Below are 19,922 nucleotides of genomic sequence, written 5' to 3' on the forward strand. Positions count from 1 at the left end.
AATGTGCCGGCCTCTTCGCGAGCAAGCCCGCTCCCACAGTTTGTCCCGGGTGACCGCCGGATAGGCGTTCAACTCAAATCCCTGTGGGAGCAAAGCTTGCTCGCGATAGCAGTGGCCCGGCCGGGCCTTATTTTGAATCAACACGCCTGACACGCTTCATCACCACCACGAAAAACACCGGCACGAACACCACCGCCAGTGTGGCGGTGATCATGCCGCCGATCACCCCGGTGCCGATGGCCTGCTGGCTCGCCGAGCTGGCACCGGTGGCGATTGCCAGCGGCACCACGCCGAGGATGAACGCCAGGGACGTCATGATGATCGGTCGCAGGCGCAGGCGGGCGGCCTGGAGCGTGGCGTCGATCAGGTCATGCCCATCGTCGTACAGGCTCTTGGCGAACTCGATGATCAGGATCGCGTTCTTTGCCGACAGGCCGATGATGGTGATCAGCCCGATCTTGAAGAACACATCGTTGGGCATGCCGCGCAACGACACGGCCAGCACCGCGCCGAGCACACCCAGCGGCACCACCAGCAGCACCGAGGTCGGGATCGACCAACTCTCGTACAGCGCCGCCAGGCACAGGAACACCACCAGCAGCGACAGGCCCAGCAGGATCGGCGCCTGACTGCCGGACAGACGTTCCTGCAAGGACAACCCGGTCCATTCCTGGCCCAGGCCCGTCGGCCCTTGGGCCACCAACCGTTCGATTTCAGCCATGGCTTGCCCGGTGCTGTAGCCCGGGGCCGGTTCGCCGGAAATGCTCACCGCCGGATAGCCGTTGTAGCGGGTCAATTGCGCTGGCCCCTGGGTCCAGCGGGCCTGGACGAAGGCCGACAACGGCACCATTTTCCCGCTGCTGTTACGCACGTGAATCTTCAACAAGTCCTCGACCTGGCTGCGCTGGTCGCCCTCGGCCTGCACCACCACCCGCTGCATCCGCCCTTGGTTGGGGAAGTCGTTGATGTAGGCCGAACCCACCGCCGTGGACAACACACCGCCGACATCGGCGAAGGAAATCCCCAGGGCATTGGCCTGCTTGCGGTCGACTTCAAGTTGCACTTGCGGCGCCTCCGCCAGGGCGCTTTCGCGGACATTGATCAGCATCGGGCTTTTTTCGGCGGCGGCGAGCAATTCGCTGCGGGCCTGCATCAGCGTGGCGTGGCCGAGGCCGCCACGGTCCTGCAAGCGGAACTCGAAACCGCTGGAGGTGCCCAGGCCGTCCACGGGCGGCGGCAACACCGAGAACGCCATGGCGTCCTTGATCTGACTCAGTGCCAGGTTCGCGCGGTCGGCGATGGACGCCGCCGAGTCCTCGGCGCCGCGTTGCGACCAGTCCTTGAGGGTGGTGAACGCCAGGGCCGCGTTCTGCCCGCTGCCGGAGAAACTGAAACCGAGGATGACCGTGCTGTCGCCGACCCCCGGCTCACCGGCGTTGTGCGCCTCGATCTGCTCCACCACCTGCACCGTCCGGTTTTTGCTCGCGCCCGGTGGCAGCTGGATGTCGGTGATGGTGTAGCCCTGGTCTTCCACCGGCAGGAACGAGGAGGGCAGGCGACTGAACAGCAGGCCCATGCCCACCAGCAGCACGCCGTAGATCAGCAGGTATCGGCCGCTGCGTTTCAGCGCGTAGGCCACCCATCCTTGATAGCGGTCGCCGAATCGGTCGAAACCACGGTTGAACCAGCCGAAGAAACCGTTTTTGCCGTGGTGATCGCCTTGGGCGACCGGTTTGAGCAATGTCGCGCAAAGTGCCGGAGTCAAGGTCAGGGCGAGAAAGGCCGAGAACAAAATCGACGTCGCCATCGACAGCGAGAACTGTTGGTAAATCACCCCCACCGAGCCCTGCATGAACGCCATGGGAATGAACACCGCCACCAGCACCAGGGTAATGCCGATGATCGCACCGGTGATCTGCCCCATGGCCTTGCGCGTGGCTTCCTTGGGCGACAAGCCTTCCTGGGCCATGATTCGCTCGACGTTCTCCACCACCACGATGGCGTCGTCCACCAGGATGCCGATGGCCAGCACCATGCCGAACATGGTCAGCACGTTGATCGAGAACCCCAGCGCCAGCATCGTCGCGAAGGTGCCCATCAGCGCCACCGGCACCACCAATGTCGGGATCAGCGTGTAGCGAATGTTCTGCAGGAACAGGAACATCACCGCGAACACCAGCAGCATCGCTTCGCCGAGGGTATAGATCACCTTGGTGATCGAGACTTTGACGAACGGCGAGGTGTCGTAGGGGATCTTGTATTCCACGCCGGCCGGGAAGTAGCGCGACAGCTCATCCATCTTGTTGCGCACCAGGGTCGCGGTGTTCAACGCGTTGGCGCCCGGTGAGAGTTGCACCGCCACGGCAGTGGATGGCTTGCCGTTCAGGCGCGTGGAAAACTGGTATTCCTGGCTGCCGATTTCCACCCGTGCCACGTCGGCGATGCGCACCGTCGAGCCATCGGGGTTGGCTTTGAGTACGATGTCGGCGAACTCTTGCGGCGTATTGAGCTGGCCTTTGACGACGATGGTTGCGGTGATTTCCTGGGTGCTGCGGCTCGGCAGATCCCCCAGGCTGCCGGCCGACACCTGGGCGTTCTGCGCCACGATGGCGGCGTTGACGTCGGCCGGGGTCAGGTTGAAACCCACCAGTTTCCGGGGGTCGATCCAGATCCGCATGGCCCGCTCGGCGCCGTACAGCTGGGCCTTCCCGACACCGTCCAGGCGCTTGATCTCGTTCATCACGTTGCGCGCCAGGTAGTCGCTGAGGGCCACGTCGTCGAGCTTGCCGTCGTTGGAGGTGAGGGTGATCAGCAGCAGGAAGCCGGCCGAGACTTTGTCCACCTGCAAGCCCTGCTGCGTGACCGCTTGCGGCAGGCGCGACTCCACCGCCTTGAGGCGGTTCTGCACATCGACCTGGGCCAGTTCCGGGTTGGTCCCGGGCTGGAAGGTCGCGGTGATGGTGGCGCTGCCCAGGCTGCTTTGGGATTCGAAATACAGCAGGTTGTCGGCGCCGTTGAGTTCTTCCTCGATCAGGCTGACCACGCTTTGGTCCACGGTTTGCGCCGAAGCGCCCGGATATACCGTGTAGATCTCGATCTGTGGCGGGGCCACGACCGGGTATTGGGCCACCGGCAGTTGTGGAATGGCCAGGACACCGGACAACAGAATGAACAAGGCGACGACCCAGGCGAACACCGGACGGTCGATGAAGAATTGCGGCATGGCTTAGTGTCCTGCCTGTGGCCCGGGAACCTGGGCGAGGGGAAGTGGGGAGTCGTCGACCCGGACTTGCTCGCCGGGACGGGCGTGTTGCAGGCCTTCGATGACGATGCGGTCGCCGGGTTTCAAGCCGTGGGTAACGACCCAGCGATCGTTTTGCGCGGCGCCCAGTTGCACCGGTTGCTGGCTGACCTTTTGCTCGGCGTCCAGCAGCAACACCTGGGCGACCCCGGCGCTGTCACGCAGGATGGCCCGTTGCGGCACGGTGATGCCTTGGCTGTTGACCGCTTGTTCGAGACGCACGCGGATGAAACTGCCCGGCAGCAGGTCCAGGTCGGGGTTGGGGAATTCGCTGCGCAAGGTGATCTGGCCGGTGCTCGGGTCGACGCTGAGGTCGGTGAACAGCAACTTGCCGGGCAACGGGTAAGGGCTGCCGTCGTCCTGGATCAAGGTGGCCTTGGCCTGGCCCTGGCCGACTGCTTGCAACTGCCCTGCGCGAAAGGCGCGGCGCAGGTCGTTGAGTTCGCGGGTCGATTGCGTGAGGTCGGCGTGGATCGGGTCCAGTTGCTGGATCAGCGCCAACGGCGTGCTTTCGTTCTGCCCCACCAAGGCACCTTCCGTCACCAGGGCGCGGCCGATGCGCCCGGAAATCGGTGCGGTCACCGTGGCATACCCCAGGTTCAGTTTCGCCCGTTCCACCGCGGCCTTGCTGGCGGCGACGTCAGCGGCCGTCTGGCGCACGTTGGCCCGGGCGTTGTCGTAGTCCTGGCCACTGATCGCCTTGTCATCGATCAACTGGGCATAACGCTGGGCTTGCAAGCGGGCCTGGAACGCATTGGCCTCGGCCTTGCGCAACGCCGCCTCGGCACTGTCCAGATCGGCCTTGAACGGCGCCGGATCGATACGAAACAGCACCTCGCCCTGCTTGACGTCGCGGCCCTCATGGAACACTCGCTGCAAGACCACGCCGGCCACCCGCGCCCGGACTTCGGCGACCCGTGGCGCGGCGATCCGCCCGCTCAGTTCGTTGCTGATCGACAATGGCCGGGCCTGGACGGTTTCCACACGCACATTGGGCAGCGGGGCGGAGGCTTGCGGGTTCGAGGCGCTATCACAACCACTGAGCAGCAGCGCGCCGACCAACAGGCCCAGTGTGACGAAAGGAGTCTTGGACATGGTGCTTCCCCACGATTGAGCCGCCCATGGTAGGGACCGAGGCCTGCGGCAGGGGTGAAGCTTTGTAGGCGCTCTGTGAAATTGTGTAATCAGATCCGAAAATGCCCCACCAACTGCTGCTGGTGGTTGGCCATGGCGTGCAACGAGTGGCTCGCCTGCGAGGCTTCCTCCATGCGGCTGGTCAAGGTTTCACTGATGCCGCGAATGTCACTGACGCGTTGGCTGATGTCTTCCACGACAGCGCTTTGCTCCAGGGCCGCGCTGGCGATCTGCTGGTTCATGTGTTCGATCACTTCCACGGCATCGGTGATGCGCTGCAGCGCCGCCTGGGTCTTATCGACTTGAGCGACGCTGTCCCTGGCCAGCTCGCGGCTCGACTGGGTGCTGTGCACGACGTCCTGGCTCAGTTGCTGCAACGCTTCGATCACCGAGCGTATTTGTTCGACCGAATTCTGCGTATTGCTCGCCAGATGCCGGACTTCGTCGGCCACCACCGCGAAGCCACGGCCCTGTTCGCCAGCGCGGGCGGCCTCGATGGCGGCATTCAATGCCAGCAGGTTGGTCTGCTGGGCAATCGCACAAATCACATCCAACACCTGGCCGATGTGCTGACTGTTGCCGGCCAGTGCCTGCACTTGCTCGAGGGTGGTTTCCAGGCAGCGGTCGAGGCTGTCGATGCTGTTGACCGCGTTGGCGAATAGCTCCCGCCCTGATCGGCTAGCGTTTTCGGCGACGGTGGCGGCATCGGCCGCCTGGTGGGAATGGCGCGCCACTTCCTGTGCGCTGGTGCTCATTTCATGCAAGGCGGTTGCCGCCAGTTCGACTTCCCGGTACTGCGTGTGCATGCCCGCGCTGACTTCCCGGGCCACCTGCGCCGAGGTGTCGGCGGTGTTGCGGGTGTCGAGGGAGGCTTGCTGGATATCGCGGATGATGGGCTGCAGTTTATCGAGAAAACGATTGAAGCCCTGGGCCAGATGGCCCAATTCATCGTGACGGTCGTCGGGCAGACGCTGGGTGAGATCGCCGTCGCCGTCGACAATCGCATCGAGCATCTGCGCCACCCTCAGCAGCGGCCGGGTCACGCCGTAGGCGGTGAGCCAGATGAGTAACAGGCCCAAGCCGGCAGCCAGCAAGCCCAGGCTGAGATTGAACCAATTGGCCTGGCGATGCTTGTCGTCCAACTGGGCCTGCATGTGCAGGGCCGGCGCTTGTACCAGCGTTTCCGGCACGCGTATCTGCAATTGCCAGGGGGCGTTTGCCGGAGCGGTTTGCACGGATTGCTGCACATCGACAGACGTACCCGCCACGGTGCCGCTGTGGCCAGCAATTTGCCCGGATGGGGAAAGGATATTGATTTCGCTGTGGCCGGGGTACAGGTCGTTGGCCAGGCTGGCGGCGAGCTGCTGGAGGGTATCGAGGCTGATGTCCATGCCGATGACACCGATGACTTTGCCCTGGTCCAGCAGCGGTATGGAGATGCTGCTCATCAACGTCTTCTGCCCTTCGACCTCGATCGCATAGGGCTCGGTCACGCAGGTGCGCCCTTGGGTCTGGGGGCAGACGTACCAGGCGTTGGCCGGCTCGCTGCCCGGTGGCGCGGTGTTGGCACTGATCTGGGCTTCGCTGAGCACTTCTTGCACCAGATGGCCGGGTTGGCTTTGCGACCAGTACAGGGCAAAGCGACCTGTTTCATTGCCGGCCAGATCCCGTTGGCCGATGAAACCGGCATCTTCACCGACCAGCGCGTCGGGAAGCAGCACCACGTAGAAGCCCAGCACTTTTTCGCGATTCTGAAGGGCCTGGCGGGTCGCGGCGATCAAGTCCCGACGCAGTTGCCCCGGTGTCAGTCGCCCGTTCCACGCCTGGGCGCGCAGTTGCAGGACTTGCTGGGCAAAACCTTGCCCATAGATTGCCGTTTCGCTGAAAAACCGTTCCACCCGCTGACCGTGGGCCAGACCCTGTGCCTGCAAACCTTCCAGGGCCGAGCGCCCCAGCAGTTGACTGCTTTGCTGCTTGAGCAGCGTTGCGCTTTGCTGGCTCTGATACAGCGAGGCACCGGTCAGTGCCCCGACGACGGCCAGCAGGCATAGGCCGCTCAGGAGCGTGATCCGCCATTGGATAGAGAGACGAGTGAAGGACATGCTGAGGTTTTCCTGCGTGAGGATTTTTATTGTTCTGTGCCCAGCACGGGTTGAGCGGTGGGCGAGGTTATCTTGCGGCAGGAGGCTCTTTCCCGTTATCCCGAATCGGCAGCGGTTGTGCTCCAACAGTGGGCTAATTGCGGGTCACTTAGGGCAACGACGTCCCTGTGGCGAGGGAGCTTGCTCCCGCTGGACTGCGCAGCAGGCCCAAAAAAAGAGGGGCCGCTACGCGCCCCAGCGGGAGCAAGCTCCCTCGCCACAGAATGTCGTCGGTCTTGAGTGAATAGCACTCCGGCATTGGCCTGACCTGTTTTGGGGCGCGGCTTCGGATGCTGCCGTTTTGGGATAGCGAAGGGTTTCGGCCAGGGCCTAGCATCGAATCCAGCGTGCAAGCAGAACAATAAGCGTTTGGAAGTCGGCGAAGCTGGCGTCTGCGGTCCAGCCACAACTGCCTCATACAATAAGGTCAAGAACAATGAGCGTATCTTTCCCGATCAGCAGCTCGACGGAGTTGAAACGCGGTGCCCTGGGTGTCGGCTTCATCATCTTCTTCGTGATTTCGGCGGCGAGCCCCTTGAGTGTCATCGCCGGTGGCTTCCCCATTGGCATCATGCTGGGCAACGGCGCCGGCACACCGGCGTTGCTGCTCCTGGCGCTGTTGGTGCTGTTGGCATTTTCGGCGGGCTACACCGCCATGTCCCGGCACATGACCAATGCCGGTGGTTTTTATGCGTTCACCTCTCGTGGGTTGGGGGGCCTGGCCGGAGGCGCGGCAGGGGTACTGGCGATGTTTGCCTATAACATCCTGCAGGTCGGCCTGTACGGCATGTTCGGCGGCGTGGTCAGCGGCACGATGGCCAGCGTCTTTGGCCTGGACTTGCCATGGTGGACCTATTCGCTCCTGGCGATGGCGAGCATCGCGATTCTCGGCTATCGCAAGATTGACCTGTCGGCCCGGGTGCTGTCGGTGGTGGTCATTGCCGAATACCTGGCGATCCTGACGCTGGATTTCGCCATCCTCAAGACCGGTGGCGACAGCGGCATCAATCTCGATTCGTTCGATCGCAGCCATGTGTTCAGCGGTACGCCATCCATCGGCTTGCTGTTCTGCTTCGCGGCGTTCATCGGCTTCGAGGCCACCACCATCTACGGCGAGGAGGCCAGGAATCCGCACCGTACGATTCCCATCGCCACCTATAGCTCGGTGCTGTTGATCGGTGGTTTCTATGCCTTGTCGGTCTGGGCCATGGTGATTGGCGTAGGGGCGGACAAGATCGTGCCGACCCTGCAAGCGCTGCAGGATCCCACTACGTTCATCTACGGCATGTCCGACCACTTTGTCGGCCCGCAGCTGACCCAGGTCATCCGCGTGCTGTTCATGGTCAGCATCTACGCCGGGCTGCTGGCGTTCCACAATGCCGCGGCCCGTTATTTCTATGCCATCGGGCGTGACGGTTTGCTGCACAGCCGCTTGGGCACCACCCATCGCGTGCATCAAAGCCCGCACATGGGCTCGGTCCTGCAAAGCCTGATCGCTGCGGTGGTGGTGCTGATCTTCGCCGCGCTGGATGCCGATCCGATCCTGCAACTGTTCGCCTGGTTTTCCAACCTGGCCACGCTGTGCGTGATCCTGCTCATGGCCCTGACCTCGGCGGCGGTATTGGTTTATTTCCGCGCGCACCCAGAGTTGAAGCTGGGGCTCTGGCGCGGTCGGATTCTTCCGGGCTTCTCGTGCCTGGCCTTGTTGGCGATCCTGGCCCTTGCGGTGATTCATTTCGACGTGCTGACCGGCGCCAGCCAACTTTTGTCCTACGGACTTTGCGCGGTGATTCCCGTCGCGCTGATCGTCGGCGTGTACCTCGCCGCCCGATTGCGCAAGGCCTCGCCCGAGCGGTTCATGGCGTTGGGCAGCCACAAGCTCTAGGGCACCGCGCGCCCCCATCAATCTACCCAGACAATAAATCCGCTGCCGTTCGGGACGGTCCGGCAGCGCGCGAAAGGAAGGTGTCATGCACGATTATCAAATGCTCATCGATGGGATTCGAGTCGACGGCGAGAACGGCCACTTCGATGTGCTCAATCCAGCCACCGCCACGGTGTTAGCACGGTGTCCGGCCGGCTCCCTGGCCCAACTGGACCTTGCCGTCGAGGCGGCGCAAGCGGCCTTTGTCGAGTGGCGCCACAGCACCCATGAAGATCGCCGCCAACGCCTGTTGGACATCGCCGCGGACATCGAGCAGGACGCCGAGGCGTTGGCCCGGTTGATTGTCCTGGAGCAGGGCAAACCGCTGGAACTGGCGTTCTCTGAAGTGATGGGGGCGGTGGCCTGGACGCGCTACGCCGCCGAGCAGCAGATCCCCGTGGAATTGGTGGAAGAAACCCCGAGCCAGCGCATTGAGCTGCACCGCAAGCCGTTGGGCGTCGTCGCGTCGATCACGCCCTGGAACTGGCCGTTCATGATCGCCGTCTGGCACATCATGCCAGCGTTGCGGGCCGGCAACTGTGTGATCAGCAAACCGTCAAGCCTGACGCCCCTGAGCACCCTGCGCCTGGTGGAGATCATCGCGCGCCATGTGCCTCGAGGGGTGATCAATAGCGTGACCGGCGAACAAGGTTTTGGCAGCGCGATCACGGCCCATGCCGGTATCCAGAAAATCGTCTTCACCGGTTCGACCGCCACCGGCCAAAGCGTGATGCGCGGTGCTGCCGGCAACCTCAAGCGCCTGACCCTGGAACTGGGCGGTAACGACGCCGCCATCGTGCTGCCCGGGACCCCGGTGGAGGCGGTGGCCGAAGACATTTTCCAGGCGGCCTTCCTGAACATGGGCCAGACCTGCGCGGCCCTCAAGCGTTTGTACATCCACCAATCCCAGTACGAAGCCTTTGCCCAGGCCCTGGCCCAGATCGCCCAGCGTCAGGTGGTGGGTGACGGCTTGGCGCCTGAGGTCACGTTTGGCCCGGTGCAGAACCTCGAACAGTTGAAGCTGGTTGAGGAACTGGTGGCCGATGCCCGTGCCCATGGAGCGCGGGTGTTGTGCGGCGGTGCCCGTCTGGACCGCCCGGGCTTTTTCTATCCGCCGACGTTGGTCGCCGATGTGACCGACGGACAGCGCCTGGTGGACGAGGAACAGTTCGGTCCGGTGTTGCCGCTGATTGCCTACCAGGATGTCGAGGACGTCCTGCGCCGCGCCAATGCCGGCGACATGGGCCTGGGTGGTTCGGTCTGGGGCAGCGACAGCGAGCAGGCCCAGGCACTGGCCAGTCGCCTGGAATGCGGCATGGCCTGGGTCAACTGCCATGCGCAGATCCAGCCGAATACGCCGTTTGGCGGCAGCAAGATGTCCGGGTTTGGCGTCGAGTTCGGCCTTGAAGGGTTGCTGGAGTTCACCGGCCAGCAACTGCTGTACGTACGCAAGCGTAAAACAGAATGAGGACTGCAACCATGTACGAGCACTACAAGACAGCACAGAAGAAGTTCTGGCACCCGATGAGTTCTTCGGCGCCCGCCAACCGCTCCAAGACGTTGATCATCGCCCGTGGCGACGGCAACTACATCACCGATATCGAGGGGCATCGCATGCTCGACGGTGTCGGTGGCCTGTGGAACGTCAACGTGGGCCATAACCGACCTTCGGTGAAGGCGGCCATCGCCGCGCAGATGGACGAACTGGCTTATTACCAGACCTTCGACGGCATTGCCCATCCACGGGTGTTCGACCTGGCCGAGCGGCTGACGTCGATGTTCGCCCAGGAAAACATGGAGCGGGTGCTGTTCAGTTCCGGTGGTTCCGATGCGGTCGAGACGGCCCTGAAAATGGCCCGCCAATACTGGATCGCCAGCGGCGAGCCAGGGCGCACGCGTTTCCTGTCGTTGCGCAATGGCTACCATGGCGTGCACATGGGCGGCACCTCAGTGGGTGGCAACGGCGTGTATCACTACAACCATGGGCCGCTGTTGGCCGGCTGTCATCTGCTCGATACGCCGTGGTTGTACCGCAACCCCTGGGACTGCCGCGATCCAGAAGAACTGACCGCTCACTGCATTCGCCAGCTGGAAGACCAGATCGCGCTGCTCGGCCCGCAGACCATTGCCGCGTTGATTGCCGAACCGGTGCAAGGCGCCGGTGGCGTGATCGTGCCGCCGGCGCATTACTGGAAGCGGCTGCGGGAAGTCTGCGACCGCCACGGCATCCTGTTGATCGCCGATGAGGTGGTCACCGGGTTCGGCCGCACCGGCTGCATGCTCGGCAGCCGGGGCTGGGGCGTCGCGCCCGACGTGCTGTGCCTGGCCAAGGGCATCACCGCCGGTTACATCCCCATGGGCGCCACGGTCTTCAACCAGCGCATCGTCGATGCCATCGAAAACGGTCCGGGTTTCAGCAACGTGATCATGCACGGCTACACCTACAGCGGACACCCGACGGCGTGTGCGGCGGCCCTGGCGGTGCTGGACATCGTCGAGGCCGAGGACTTGCCGGGCAACGCCGGGAAAGTCGGTGCCCAGTTGCTGGAGCAATTGCAGCCGCTGACCGAACGTTACGCGGTGGTGGGCGAAGTGCGCGGCAAGGGCTTGATGATCGCCGTGGACCTGGTGGCGGACAAGGTCACCCGCGAGCCGCTTGACCCCGCTAACGGCCTGGCCTCGCGCATCGCCGAGCAAGCGCGTCGGGCCGGCGTATTGGTGCGCCCGATTGGCAACAAGATCGTGATGTCTCCGCCGCTGACCCTCACCAGCGACGAGGCCGCCCTGATGGTCGGTGCGTTGGACGGTGCGCTCGCCGACTGCCGCTGATCTGTAAGCCGGCGCGGTATGCCGTGCCGGCTCCCTGAATATAAAAACAGCCTTCAAAAGGCGCAGCACAAGGAGCTCCAGCCATGCGGAACCTATCGCGTATGGAAATTTTCGGCAGTGGCCTGGCCTGTACGCTGGCGCTTTGCGCCGCGACTCAGGTCCAGGCCTATGAGTTGTATGCCGATGACGACACGCATTTCAACGCCGACCTGCTGGCAGTGTTCGGCCATTTCAACAGTCGCAAGAACTACGACGGCAGGCCCGGCGGTTCAACCTGGCGCGAAGGTTTCATCAAGTATGGCGTCAGCGGCGACCAGGGCCTGGCCGGTCATGGCACCGCCTACGGTGCGTTCAGCCTGGTCAGTTCCGCTACCTGGGGCGATGGCGACGCGGCCGGCAATTCGCTGGGCAGCGAACGCACGACGAAGATCGAAGACGCGTACCTGGGGTGGCGCTCCGCCGACCTGTTCCCCGTGCTGGGGCAGGACGGTGTCGATATCTCCGGCGGGCGCCAGGTGGTCAAGCTGGGCAGGGGCTTTTTGATCAACGATGACGGGCCGAACCTGGGCAAAGGGCCTGCCGACGGTCGCTTGAATCGCGGTGGCGCCTATTACCTGGCGGCCCGGCACGCGTTCGATCAGACCGCCGTGTTGCGCCTGGGTGGGCAGGAGGGGCTGCATGGCAGCGTGGTGTGGCTCAAGTCCGACAACCGCGCCCAGGCCGAAACCGAACTGGCCGCCGGCACGCTGGACTACACCGCCAAGGCCGGGACCTTGGGGTTGACCTGGATCCACGGCCTGGATGTGAATGACCGGTGGGCCAGCGATTTCCAGCGGCAACGCAAGGGCATGGATGTCTACAGTCTTCGCGGTGAAGGCGACGCCGGCATTGAAAATGCGAGCCTGGCGTTCGAATACGCTTGGCAAGACAAGGACGCCGGCCCGCAGAACGCCTGGTACGCCGAGGCCGGCTACACCTTTGCCGATCTCGCCTGGGCCCCCAAGCTGACGTACCGCTACACCCGCTATTCGCAGAAGTGGGATTCGCTGTTCACCGGGCAGAGCACCGGTTATGGCACCTGGTTTCAGGGCGAAGTCGCGGGTAATTATGCCGGGCCCTTCAACAGCAACACGGGCATTCATCATGTCGGCCTGACAGCCAAGCCGTTGGAGAAACTGACCCTCGGTGCGCTGTACTTCGACTACAACACCGTGCGTAAAGACAACGCGCTGGACCTGGATGCCCGCGAGTTGGACCTGTACGCCGAATGGGCGGTGAACGAACATTTGATCGTCACGCCGCTGATCGGCCTCTACAAGCCGGATCGGGACGCAACGACGGGGGGCAATCAAGTGAGCGGCAATGGCACCAACGTCTACAGCCAGGTGACGGTGGCCGTGCCGTTCTGAGGCCAGGGCTGTTCGATAAACCCTGTGGCGAGGGAGCTTGCTCCCGCTGGACTGCGTAGCAGGCCCAAAAAAGAGGGGCCGCTGCGCGACCCAGCGGGAGCAAGCTCCCTCGCCACAGGGACAGTGTTTCTCTTGAGTGAGCAGTGTCTGTGCTTTCTAGCCAACCGCAGGCGGATTCTGCATCCGCTCGGCAATCCGCCGGGTCGTGTCCATCACCATTTCAATCACGGTTTCCTGGCGCAGCAGCTTGAAGCTGTCGGTGCTGCCGACGGCCGACAGGCTGCCAACCACGTCGTCGAGTTCGGGGTTGACGATCGGCGCCGCGATACCGGTGAGCCCCAGGTTGAGTTCGTCGTGGGTCATGCAATAGCCGTCCTTGCGGATCTTTTTCGCGGCCTTGGAAAAGCTTGCCCAGTCATAGCTGCCGTGGGGGTCGTTGGCCAGGTGCTCTTCGAACAGGCGTTGCAGGCGTCGACCCTTCTGGAAAGCGATCAACACTTTGGATTGCGCACCGCGAAAGAACGGCAGCGGCTGGCCGCGGCCGAATGAGAACTGGTAGGTGTCGCTGGGTTCGGCGATGTAGGTGTTGATGATGCGGCCGTCGTAGAAAACGCTGGCGAACACCGCCAGGCCAGTGGCATCGGACAGCTCGTGCATCAACTCGCGGCCGGCCACGAGGATCGGGTCGTACTGTCGCATCATCCAGTCCAGCTCAATGATGCGTGGCCCCAGGCCGTAGCTGCCGGCATCCACCCGAACCAGCAGGCCGGCATCGCACAAATCCTTGACGTAGCGGTACACGGTCGCCCGTGACAGGCCCATGCGCTCGGCGATGGTATCAGGGTCGATCTTCAGCGTGGCCGGGCCGAAAAGGTCCAGCACGCTCAGCATTTTGCTCAGACTGCTCATTTCGCTCCTAAAGGGGGAATGGCGCGTAGGGGGGCGTTGGGTGAGCACTATAGGTAGCCGCGGCGGTGATGAAAAGCCCGCGCATGCCCTCAGGAGCGCGTTGCCACGGTAACCGAACGCTTGAGAAATGCAAACTTATTTCCAGTCGTTTGCCCTTAGAAAATATGCATTTATCTCAAAATATGATTTTAATGCAGAAAAATAGCTTGTTTTGTCGATTTGACTGTGTGATAAATCTCAGCCACTGCAAACGCTCGATGAAGAGGGCTGGAAATGAATGGTGCGCAACTGATAGTGAAAGCGGCGGTGGCGAGCGGTATCGAATACTGCTTCGCCAACCCCGGAACGACTGAAATTCCCCTGGTGGCAGCCATGGCCAGCGCGCCAGCCCTCAAGCCGGTACTGTCCTTGTTCGAAGGGGTATGCACCGGTGCGGCGGACGGCTACGGCCGGATTGCCGGCAAGCCGGCGATGACCTTGACGCACCTCGGCCCCGGCTTTGCCAATGGCATTGCCAACCTGCACAACGCCCGTCGCGCCAACACCCCGATCGTCAACGTCATCGGCGATCACGCGTCCTGGCACGTCAATTACGATCCGCCGTTGGCCAGCGATATCCAGGCCTTGGCCGGCAGCGTTTCCACGTGGGTACGTACTTCGCGCACGGCATCGGGCGTTGGTGAAGATTTCCAGGAGGCGGTGCGTGCCGCCTGGCAAGCCAACGGCCAGATCGCCAGCCTGATCCTGCCGATGGACCTGCAAGCCAGCACCGTGCAGCACGAGAAAGCCTTCACGGCATTGCAGGCCCCGGTCCGGCGTTTTGCCGGTGACCGGATCGAGGCGGTCGCCCAGGCACTGCGCGATGGCCGGCGCCTGGTGTTTATCGTCGGCGACCAAGGCTTGTCCGTCGCCGGACTCGAAGCGGCGGGGCGCCTGGCCCGGCTGCCGGGCGTGCGCCTGTTCGCCGAAACCTTTCCCCGCGTGAGTTATCGCGGTGGTGGCCTGCCGGACCTGGATCGCCTGCCTTACTTCCCTGAAGTGGCCATCGAGATCCTGGATCAATATGACGCGGTGGTCTGCGCCGGCGTCCCCGAACCCATCAGCTATTTCGGCTACGAAGGCATTGCCTCGCGGCTGGCCGAGCGTGAACGCCTGCTGTGTTTGGCTGAGGTGGGGGACGACGTTGCCGGGGCGCTCACTGCGCTGGCCGATGCCCTTGAAGCACCGGCTTATGTGCCCACGCCAAGCGGTATCGAACTGCCGCCCAGCGAAGCCACGTTGACGCCTCAATCCGTGGGCCAGGTGTTGGCCGCGTCGCTGCCGGACGACTGCATCGTTTCGGTGGAAGGCGGGACGTGCGGCTATCCGTTCTTCACCGCCTCGGCCCATGCCGCACGGCATCGGGTCTTGACCAACACCGGTGGGGCCATCGGCCAGGGCATCCCGGTGGGCTTTGGCGCCGCCATGGCCGAGCGTGGCAACAAGGTGTTCTGCCTGCAATCGGACGGCAGTGCCCAGTACACGATCCAGACCTTGTGGAGCATCGCCCGGGAGCAATTGCCGGTGGTGATCCTGATCGCGGCCAACCATCGCTACGCCATCCTGCAAAACGAACTGCGCCGCTTCGGCATGACCGAGCTGGGCCCCGAGGCCCTGAGCCTGACGGTACTGGACCGTCCTCGCATCGATTGGAAGGCCCTGGCCAAGGGCTACGGCTTGCCGGCCAGCACCGTGCACACCAACGGCGAGTTGCAGCGCGCCCTGGCCAACGCCAAGGCCGATGGCGGCCCTTGCCTGATTGAAATGGCGCTGTGAAGGAGGGCATATGAACCAGATTCAATTGTTACCCGTAGTCGAGAAGTTCCTGTCGTTACCCGGGCGCCTGTTTATCGGCGGCACCTGGCAGGACGCCGCCGATGGTCGCCGGTTTGCCGTAGAAAACCCGGCCACTGAACACACCCTGGCCGAAGTCGCCGAAGGCGGCGAACGCGACGTGGATGCCGCCGTCGCTGCCGCCCGCGCGGCCTTCACCGGAGCTTGGGCGCAGCAGTCGCCGGCCCAGCGCGGGTTGCTGTTGTTTCGCCTGGCGGAACTGCTCGATCAGCATCGCGAAGAACTGGCGCAATTGATCACCCTGGAAAACGGCAAGCCGATCGGCGCGGCCCGGGGCGAAGCGGCCAGCGCCGCGAATATCATTCGTTACTTTGCCGGTTGGCCGACCAAGATCGAAGGCAGCACGTTGCCGGTGTCGCCCGCCAGTGGCGCGCCGATGCTCAACTACACCTTGCGCGAGCCGGTGGGCGTCTGCGCGTTGATCGTGCCGTGGAATTTTCCGCTGACCATGTGCGTGTGGAAGCTCGGCCCGGTGCTGGCGACCGGTTGTGTCGCGGTGCTCAAGCCCGCCGAACAGACGCCCCTGGTTGCCATTCGCCTGGTGCAATTGATCGAGGCCGCCGGTTTCCCGGCCGGGGTGGTCAACCTGCTCACCGGCCTCGGCGCGCGCACTGGCGCACCGCTGGCCCAGCACCCGGACGTGGACAAGATCGCCTTCACCGGTTCGACCCAAGTGGGCCGGCTGATCGCCCAGGCGGCCACCGGCAACATGAAGAAGGTCTCCCTGGAGTTGGGTGGCAAGTCCCCCAACATCATCCTGCCGGACGCCGACATCGTCCGGGCCGCCAAAGGCGCCGCCGATGGGATTTTCTACAACCAGGGCCAAGTCTGCACCGCCGGTTCGCGTCTGTACGTGCACGCCAGCGTCCTCGACCAGGTGCTCGAAGAGCTCCAGCGCCACGCCGCCGCCCATGTGTTGGGGCCAGGCCTGGATCCGGCCAACAGCATGGGCCCGCTGGTCTCGGCCCGGCAATTGGGCACGGTGCGTGGCTACCTGCAGCGGGGCCAGGACGAGGGCGCCGAACTGATCTGCGGCGGTGATCGTCCCGACCATTTGGAGCGCGGCCACTTCATCCGCCCCAGCGTGTTTCTCGACCGCGCCGAGCGCGCCTGTGTCGCCCGGGAAGAAATCTTCGGCCCGGTGCTGACCGTCATGAGCTGGACCGAAATCGACGAGCTGGTGCTGCGTGCCAACGACTCGCCTTATGGCCTGGCGGCCGGACTGTGGACCCGTGACTTGCGCTCCGCCCACCGCGTGGCGGCGCAGTTGAAGGCCGGCTCGGTGTGGATCAACTGCTGGAACGTCGTCGACCCGGCCTCGCCCTTCGGTGGCTACAAGCAATCCGGCTGGGGCCGGGAAATGAGCAAGAACGTGATCGATGCCTACACCGAAACCAAAAGTGTCTTCGTCGATCTGGCCTGAGCCGAATAATCACAAGAGGAACTGCTATGGATCTGGAATTGCAAGGCCGCGTGGCGATCGTCACCGGCGGTGGCATGGGCATCGGCAAGGAAGTCGCGCGCTTTCTGTCTCAGGAAGGTTGCAAGGTGGTGATCTGCGCGCGGCGCATGGAATACCTCCAGCAAGCCGCCGAGGAAATCAGCGCCGAGACCGGCAACGAGGTGCTGCCGCTGTTCTGTGACACCAACCAGATGTCGGCGGTGTCCGACATGGTCGAGGCGGCCCACAAGCACTTTGGCCGCATCGATATCCTGGTCAACGGCGCGGCGGCCCCGTCCGGCGTGGTGCGCAACGACATCGAACATGCCGGCGACGATGAATTGCTCTCGGACCTCAACACCAAGGTGATCGGCTATTTCCGTTGCGCCAAGGCGGTGACGCCGCACATGAAGGCTGGCGGTTTCGGTCGCATCATCAACATCGGTGGCCTGACCGGGCGTGGCAGCAAGGTGCTTTCGGGCATGCGCAACCTGGCCATCGCCCACATGACCAAGACCCTCTCCGACCAACTCGGCCCGTCCGGCATCACGGTCAACCTGATCCACCCCGGCGTGGTCGACACCCCGCACATCCAGGAGCTGTACGAGCGCGAAGGGGTCAAGCAGGGCAAGACGCCCGAGCAGGTGGAGCAGGGCTACATCGACGCGACGCCGATCCGACGCACCTTGGCCCCCATCGAAATGGGCTGGCTGATCGGTTTCCTCGCGTCCCCCAAGGCCGGTGCGGTGACCGGGGAATCGATTGGCATCGACGGCGGCTTGACCCGTGGCATCTTCATTTGAGGAGCAGCAGTGATGAGTAACGGAACCCTTTTGGTCGCCACCGTCGGGCAAGCGCTGATCCGCAGCGCCGACGATGGCCGTACCTGGCATCGCCTGGGCCTGGGCCAGGACCTGGAATTCGATGCGATCACCCGGTCCCTGAGTTTTCATCCGGGCACGCCCGAGGTGATCTACGCCGGCACCGATGTCGGCCTGTGCGTCAGCCGCGATACCGGCGGCTATTGGCAGCGGGTGGATTCGCCGTTCAGTGGGCAGACAGTCTGGAAGGTCGCGGTGGATCCCCAGGATGCGCAGCGGATTTTCGTCGGCACCGGTGCGCCGTCGCGCGCCGTGCTGTGGCGCACCCTCGACGGTGGCCAGAGCTGGGACCGTGCCCCGGTGGAAATCCCGGAATTCTGCGACGGCGTCAGTCGTCCACGCTTGCTGGCCTTCGCCTACGACCCGACGGATCGCAACCAGCTCTGGTTCGGCCTGGAAGAGGGCGGGCTGTTCCACAGCCGTGACGGTGGCGACAGCTGGACCCGCGTCGATGATCGCTTGCTGTGGGACTACAACTCGGACGTGCACAACATCGTGGTCCTGCCCAATCACGGGCAAAAGGTCATCGTCGTGGTGTGCGTCAACGCCGTGTACCGCAGCCTCGACGAAGGGCAGACCTGGAGCGGCATCGTCGCCCGGGAAACCTTCGGTCTGTACTACGTGCGCGCCATGAATGCGGCGTTGGGCAGCGAGGATACGCTGTACCTGAGCATCTCCGACGGCACCCCAGGCACCACCAGCAAGGTGCTGGTCTCCCGGGACGCCGCCGTCAGTTGGGAAGTGCTGCCACTGCCGCAACAACCCAATTCCTGTGTCTGGGCGATTGCCTTGAACCCTGCCGACCCTCGCCAGATCGTCGCCGGTACCAAGTACGGGCACCTGTTCACCTCCGAGAATGGCGGTGACGGCTGGCAGAAGCAGTGGCGCGAGTTCAGTGAAATCGCTGATGTGCTCTGGACGCCCGCCGTGGCGCAAATCAAGTCCGGGCATCAATCCATCATCAAGAAAAACTGAGGGACCGTGCGATGAAAGTCGAAGTCGTTCGTACTCACCTGTCGTTGTTCGTGCGCGACCCGCAAGTGTCGGCGCGCTGGTACGCCGACGTGCTGGGCATGCATGAAAGCGCCCGGGGTGAAAGCTGGATCATGATGGCGTTTGGTGCCAAGCATCACGACATCGCGTTGCTCCGCGCCGAGCCCGGGGCCCACCAGGGCGGCCTGGGATTGCAGCACTACGGGCTGGAGATCGCGGGCGACATGACCACCCTGCGCAAGCTCTACGGCATGTTGCTGAACAAGGGCGTCGAGGTGGTGAAGATCACCGACCACGAGATCGGCAACGGCGTGTATTTCAACGACCCCGATGGCAATCGCATGGAATTTTTCCTCGAGTCCGAACACGACGACGCGCTCGGCAAGGCCCGCTTCAAGGCCGCTGGCGCCCCCAGCCGGCATTTCGATCTCGACCCACTTTGAATGAGACTGCTCTATGAAAACCGCGAATTTCGCCAGTTATCACATCCGCAAATGGTACAGCTTCGTCGAGGAAACCCTGGCCAACGAAACCGGCCAGTTGGCCGATGGCGAGCCGTTGTTCAAGTACGCCATCGGCGCGGTGATCGCCAACCCTTACGCTGGCCGTTTCAGTGAAAGCCTGGCGGAGTTGATAGAACCATCGCCCTTGCTGGGCCAGGAGTTTGGTCGGCGCATTCGGGTACTGGCGGGCCAGCGCGAGATCGTCAGTTACGGCAAGGCGTGCCTGGTGGGCAGCCAAGGTGAGTACGAGCACGGCAATGCATTGCTGACCAACCCGGCGGCGGATCCGATCCGTGTCGCGTTGGGCGGCGGCAAGTCCTGGGTGCCTTCCACCGGCAAGCGCGGCGGGCCTGGCGTGACCATCGACGTGCCGCTGGCCCACAAGGATGCGCTGTATGTCCGTTCCCACTACGACAGCATTTCCCTGTCGTTCGGCGATGGTCCGGCGGCCGACGAGTTGATCATCATCTGGGCCTTCGCCACGCGCGGGCGTTTGCATGCGCGCCTGGGTGGTCTCCAGGCGGCTGACGTCAAGGGCAATGACGGCCTGTATTGAGGGGCGCT

The 19,922-nt window shown here is 63.6% G+C and carries 14 protein-coding genes; 10 read left to right on the plus strand and 4 right to left on the minus strand.

Annotation, left to right across the window (positions count from 1 at the left end; translation table 11 throughout):
* Positions 1 to 127 precede the first annotated feature (127 nt).
* The 3 genes from HU767_RS15325 to HU767_RS15335 all read right to left on the minus strand — a co-directional run bounded on the left by HU767_RS15325 (position 128) and on the right by HU767_RS15335 (position 6,537).
* A complete protein-coding gene (locus tag HU767_RS15325; protein ID WP_186729881.1) occupies positions 128 to 3,223 on the minus strand; it encodes an efflux RND transporter permease subunit in 3,096 nt (1,031 codons plus the stop codon).
* A gap of 3 nt (positions 3,224 to 3,226) precedes the next feature.
* Positions 3,227 to 4,396 (minus strand): efflux RND transporter periplasmic adaptor subunit, encoded by a 1,170-nt coding sequence (locus HU767_RS15330; RefSeq protein ID WP_186729882.1) that lies wholly within the window; start codon positions 4,394 to 4,396, stop codon positions 3,227 to 3,229.
* An 89-nt stretch (positions 4,397 to 4,485) separates the two neighbouring features.
* Positions 4,486 to 6,537 carry a methyl-accepting chemotaxis protein gene (locus HU767_RS15335; protein ID WP_186729883.1) on the minus strand — a complete coding sequence of 684 codons (2,052 nt, stop codon included), beginning with the start codon at positions 6,535 to 6,537 and terminating at the stop codon, positions 4,486 to 4,488.
* Positions 6,538 to 7,012: 475 nt separating this feature from the next.
* Between HU767_RS15335 and HU767_RS15340 the strand changes: the two genes are divergently transcribed.
* The 4 genes from HU767_RS15340 to HU767_RS15355 all read left to right on the plus strand — a co-directional run bounded on the left by HU767_RS15340 (position 7,013) and on the right by HU767_RS15355 (position 12,738).
* Positions 7,013 to 8,461 carry an APC family permease gene (locus HU767_RS15340; RefSeq protein WP_186729884.1) on the plus strand — a complete coding sequence of 483 codons (1,449 nt, stop codon included), beginning with the start codon at positions 7,013 to 7,015 and terminating at the stop codon, positions 8,459 to 8,461.
* 85 nt (positions 8,462 to 8,546) lie between these two features.
* On the plus strand, positions 8,547 to 9,968 hold the full coding sequence (locus HU767_RS15345) for an aldehyde dehydrogenase family protein (RefSeq protein ID WP_186729885.1): 1,422 nt from the start codon (positions 8,547 to 8,549) through the stop codon (positions 9,966 to 9,968).
* An 11-nt stretch (positions 9,969 to 9,979) separates the two neighbouring features.
* Positions 9,980 to 11,329, plus strand: a complete 1,350-nt coding sequence (locus HU767_RS15350) for an aminotransferase class III-fold pyridoxal phosphate-dependent enzyme (protein WP_186729886.1) — start codon at positions 9,980 to 9,982, stop codon at positions 11,327 to 11,329.
* Between the two features lie 83 nt (positions 11,330 to 11,412).
* Positions 11,413 to 12,738 carry a hypothetical protein gene (locus tag HU767_RS15355; RefSeq protein WP_186729887.1) on the plus strand — a complete coding sequence of 442 codons (1,326 nt, stop codon included), beginning with the start codon at positions 11,413 to 11,415 and terminating at the stop codon, positions 12,736 to 12,738.
* A 156-nt stretch (positions 12,739 to 12,894) separates the two neighbouring features.
* Here the strand turns inward: HU767_RS15355 and HU767_RS15360 are convergent, their stop codons facing one another.
* Entirely contained in the window at positions 12,895 to 13,647 is a 753-nt protein-coding gene (locus HU767_RS15360) for an IclR family transcriptional regulator (protein WP_186705866.1), read from the minus strand.
* Between the two features lie 273 nt (positions 13,648 to 13,920).
* On the opposite strand from HU767_RS15360, the gene HU767_RS15365 reads away from it, so the two are divergent.
* Genes HU767_RS15365 through HU767_RS15390 form a run of 6 tightly spaced genes read left to right on the plus strand, consistent with a single transcriptional unit; the run spans position 13,921 to position 19,914 of the window.
* Positions 13,921 to 15,462, plus strand: coding sequence for an acetolactate synthase large subunit (locus HU767_RS15365; protein WP_186729888.1), 1,542 nt, complete (start codon positions 13,921 to 13,923; stop codon positions 15,460 to 15,462).
* A 10-nt stretch (positions 15,463 to 15,472) separates the two neighbouring features.
* On the plus strand, positions 15,473 to 16,963 hold the full coding sequence (locus tag HU767_RS15370) for an aldehyde dehydrogenase family protein (RefSeq protein ID WP_186729889.1): 1,491 nt from the start codon (positions 15,473 to 15,475) through the stop codon (positions 16,961 to 16,963).
* Positions 16,964 to 16,989: 26 nt separating this feature from the next.
* Positions 16,990 to 17,784 carry an SDR family oxidoreductase gene (locus tag HU767_RS15375; protein ID WP_186705869.1) on the plus strand — a complete coding sequence of 265 codons (795 nt, stop codon included), beginning with the start codon at positions 16,990 to 16,992 and terminating at the stop codon, positions 17,782 to 17,784.
* 12 nt (positions 17,785 to 17,796) lie between these two features.
* Positions 17,797 to 18,837: a YCF48-related protein gene (locus HU767_RS15380; protein ID WP_186729890.1), complete on the plus strand. Its 1,041-nt coding sequence runs from the start codon at positions 17,797 to 17,799 to the stop codon at positions 18,835 to 18,837.
* Positions 18,838 to 18,848: 11 nt separating this feature from the next.
* The gene (locus HU767_RS15385; protein ID WP_186705871.1) at positions 18,849 to 19,298 is read left to right on the plus strand and encodes a VOC family protein; all 450 of its coding nucleotides are present in this window, start codon (positions 18,849 to 18,851) and stop codon (positions 19,296 to 19,298) included.
* A 13-nt stretch (positions 19,299 to 19,311) separates the two neighbouring features.
* Positions 19,312 to 19,914 carry an amino acid synthesis family protein gene (locus HU767_RS15390; RefSeq protein WP_186705872.1) on the plus strand — a complete coding sequence of 201 codons (603 nt, stop codon included), beginning with the start codon at positions 19,312 to 19,314 and terminating at the stop codon, positions 19,912 to 19,914.
* The last annotated feature ends 8 nt before the right edge of the window (positions 19,915 to 19,922 follow it).

Origin of the sequence: Pseudomonas sp. SWRI179 (assembly GCF_014268705.1) — a bacterium.
GTDB classification, from domain to species: Bacteria; Pseudomonadota; Gammaproteobacteria; order Pseudomonadales; family Pseudomonadaceae; genus Aquipseudomonas; species Aquipseudomonas zanjanensis.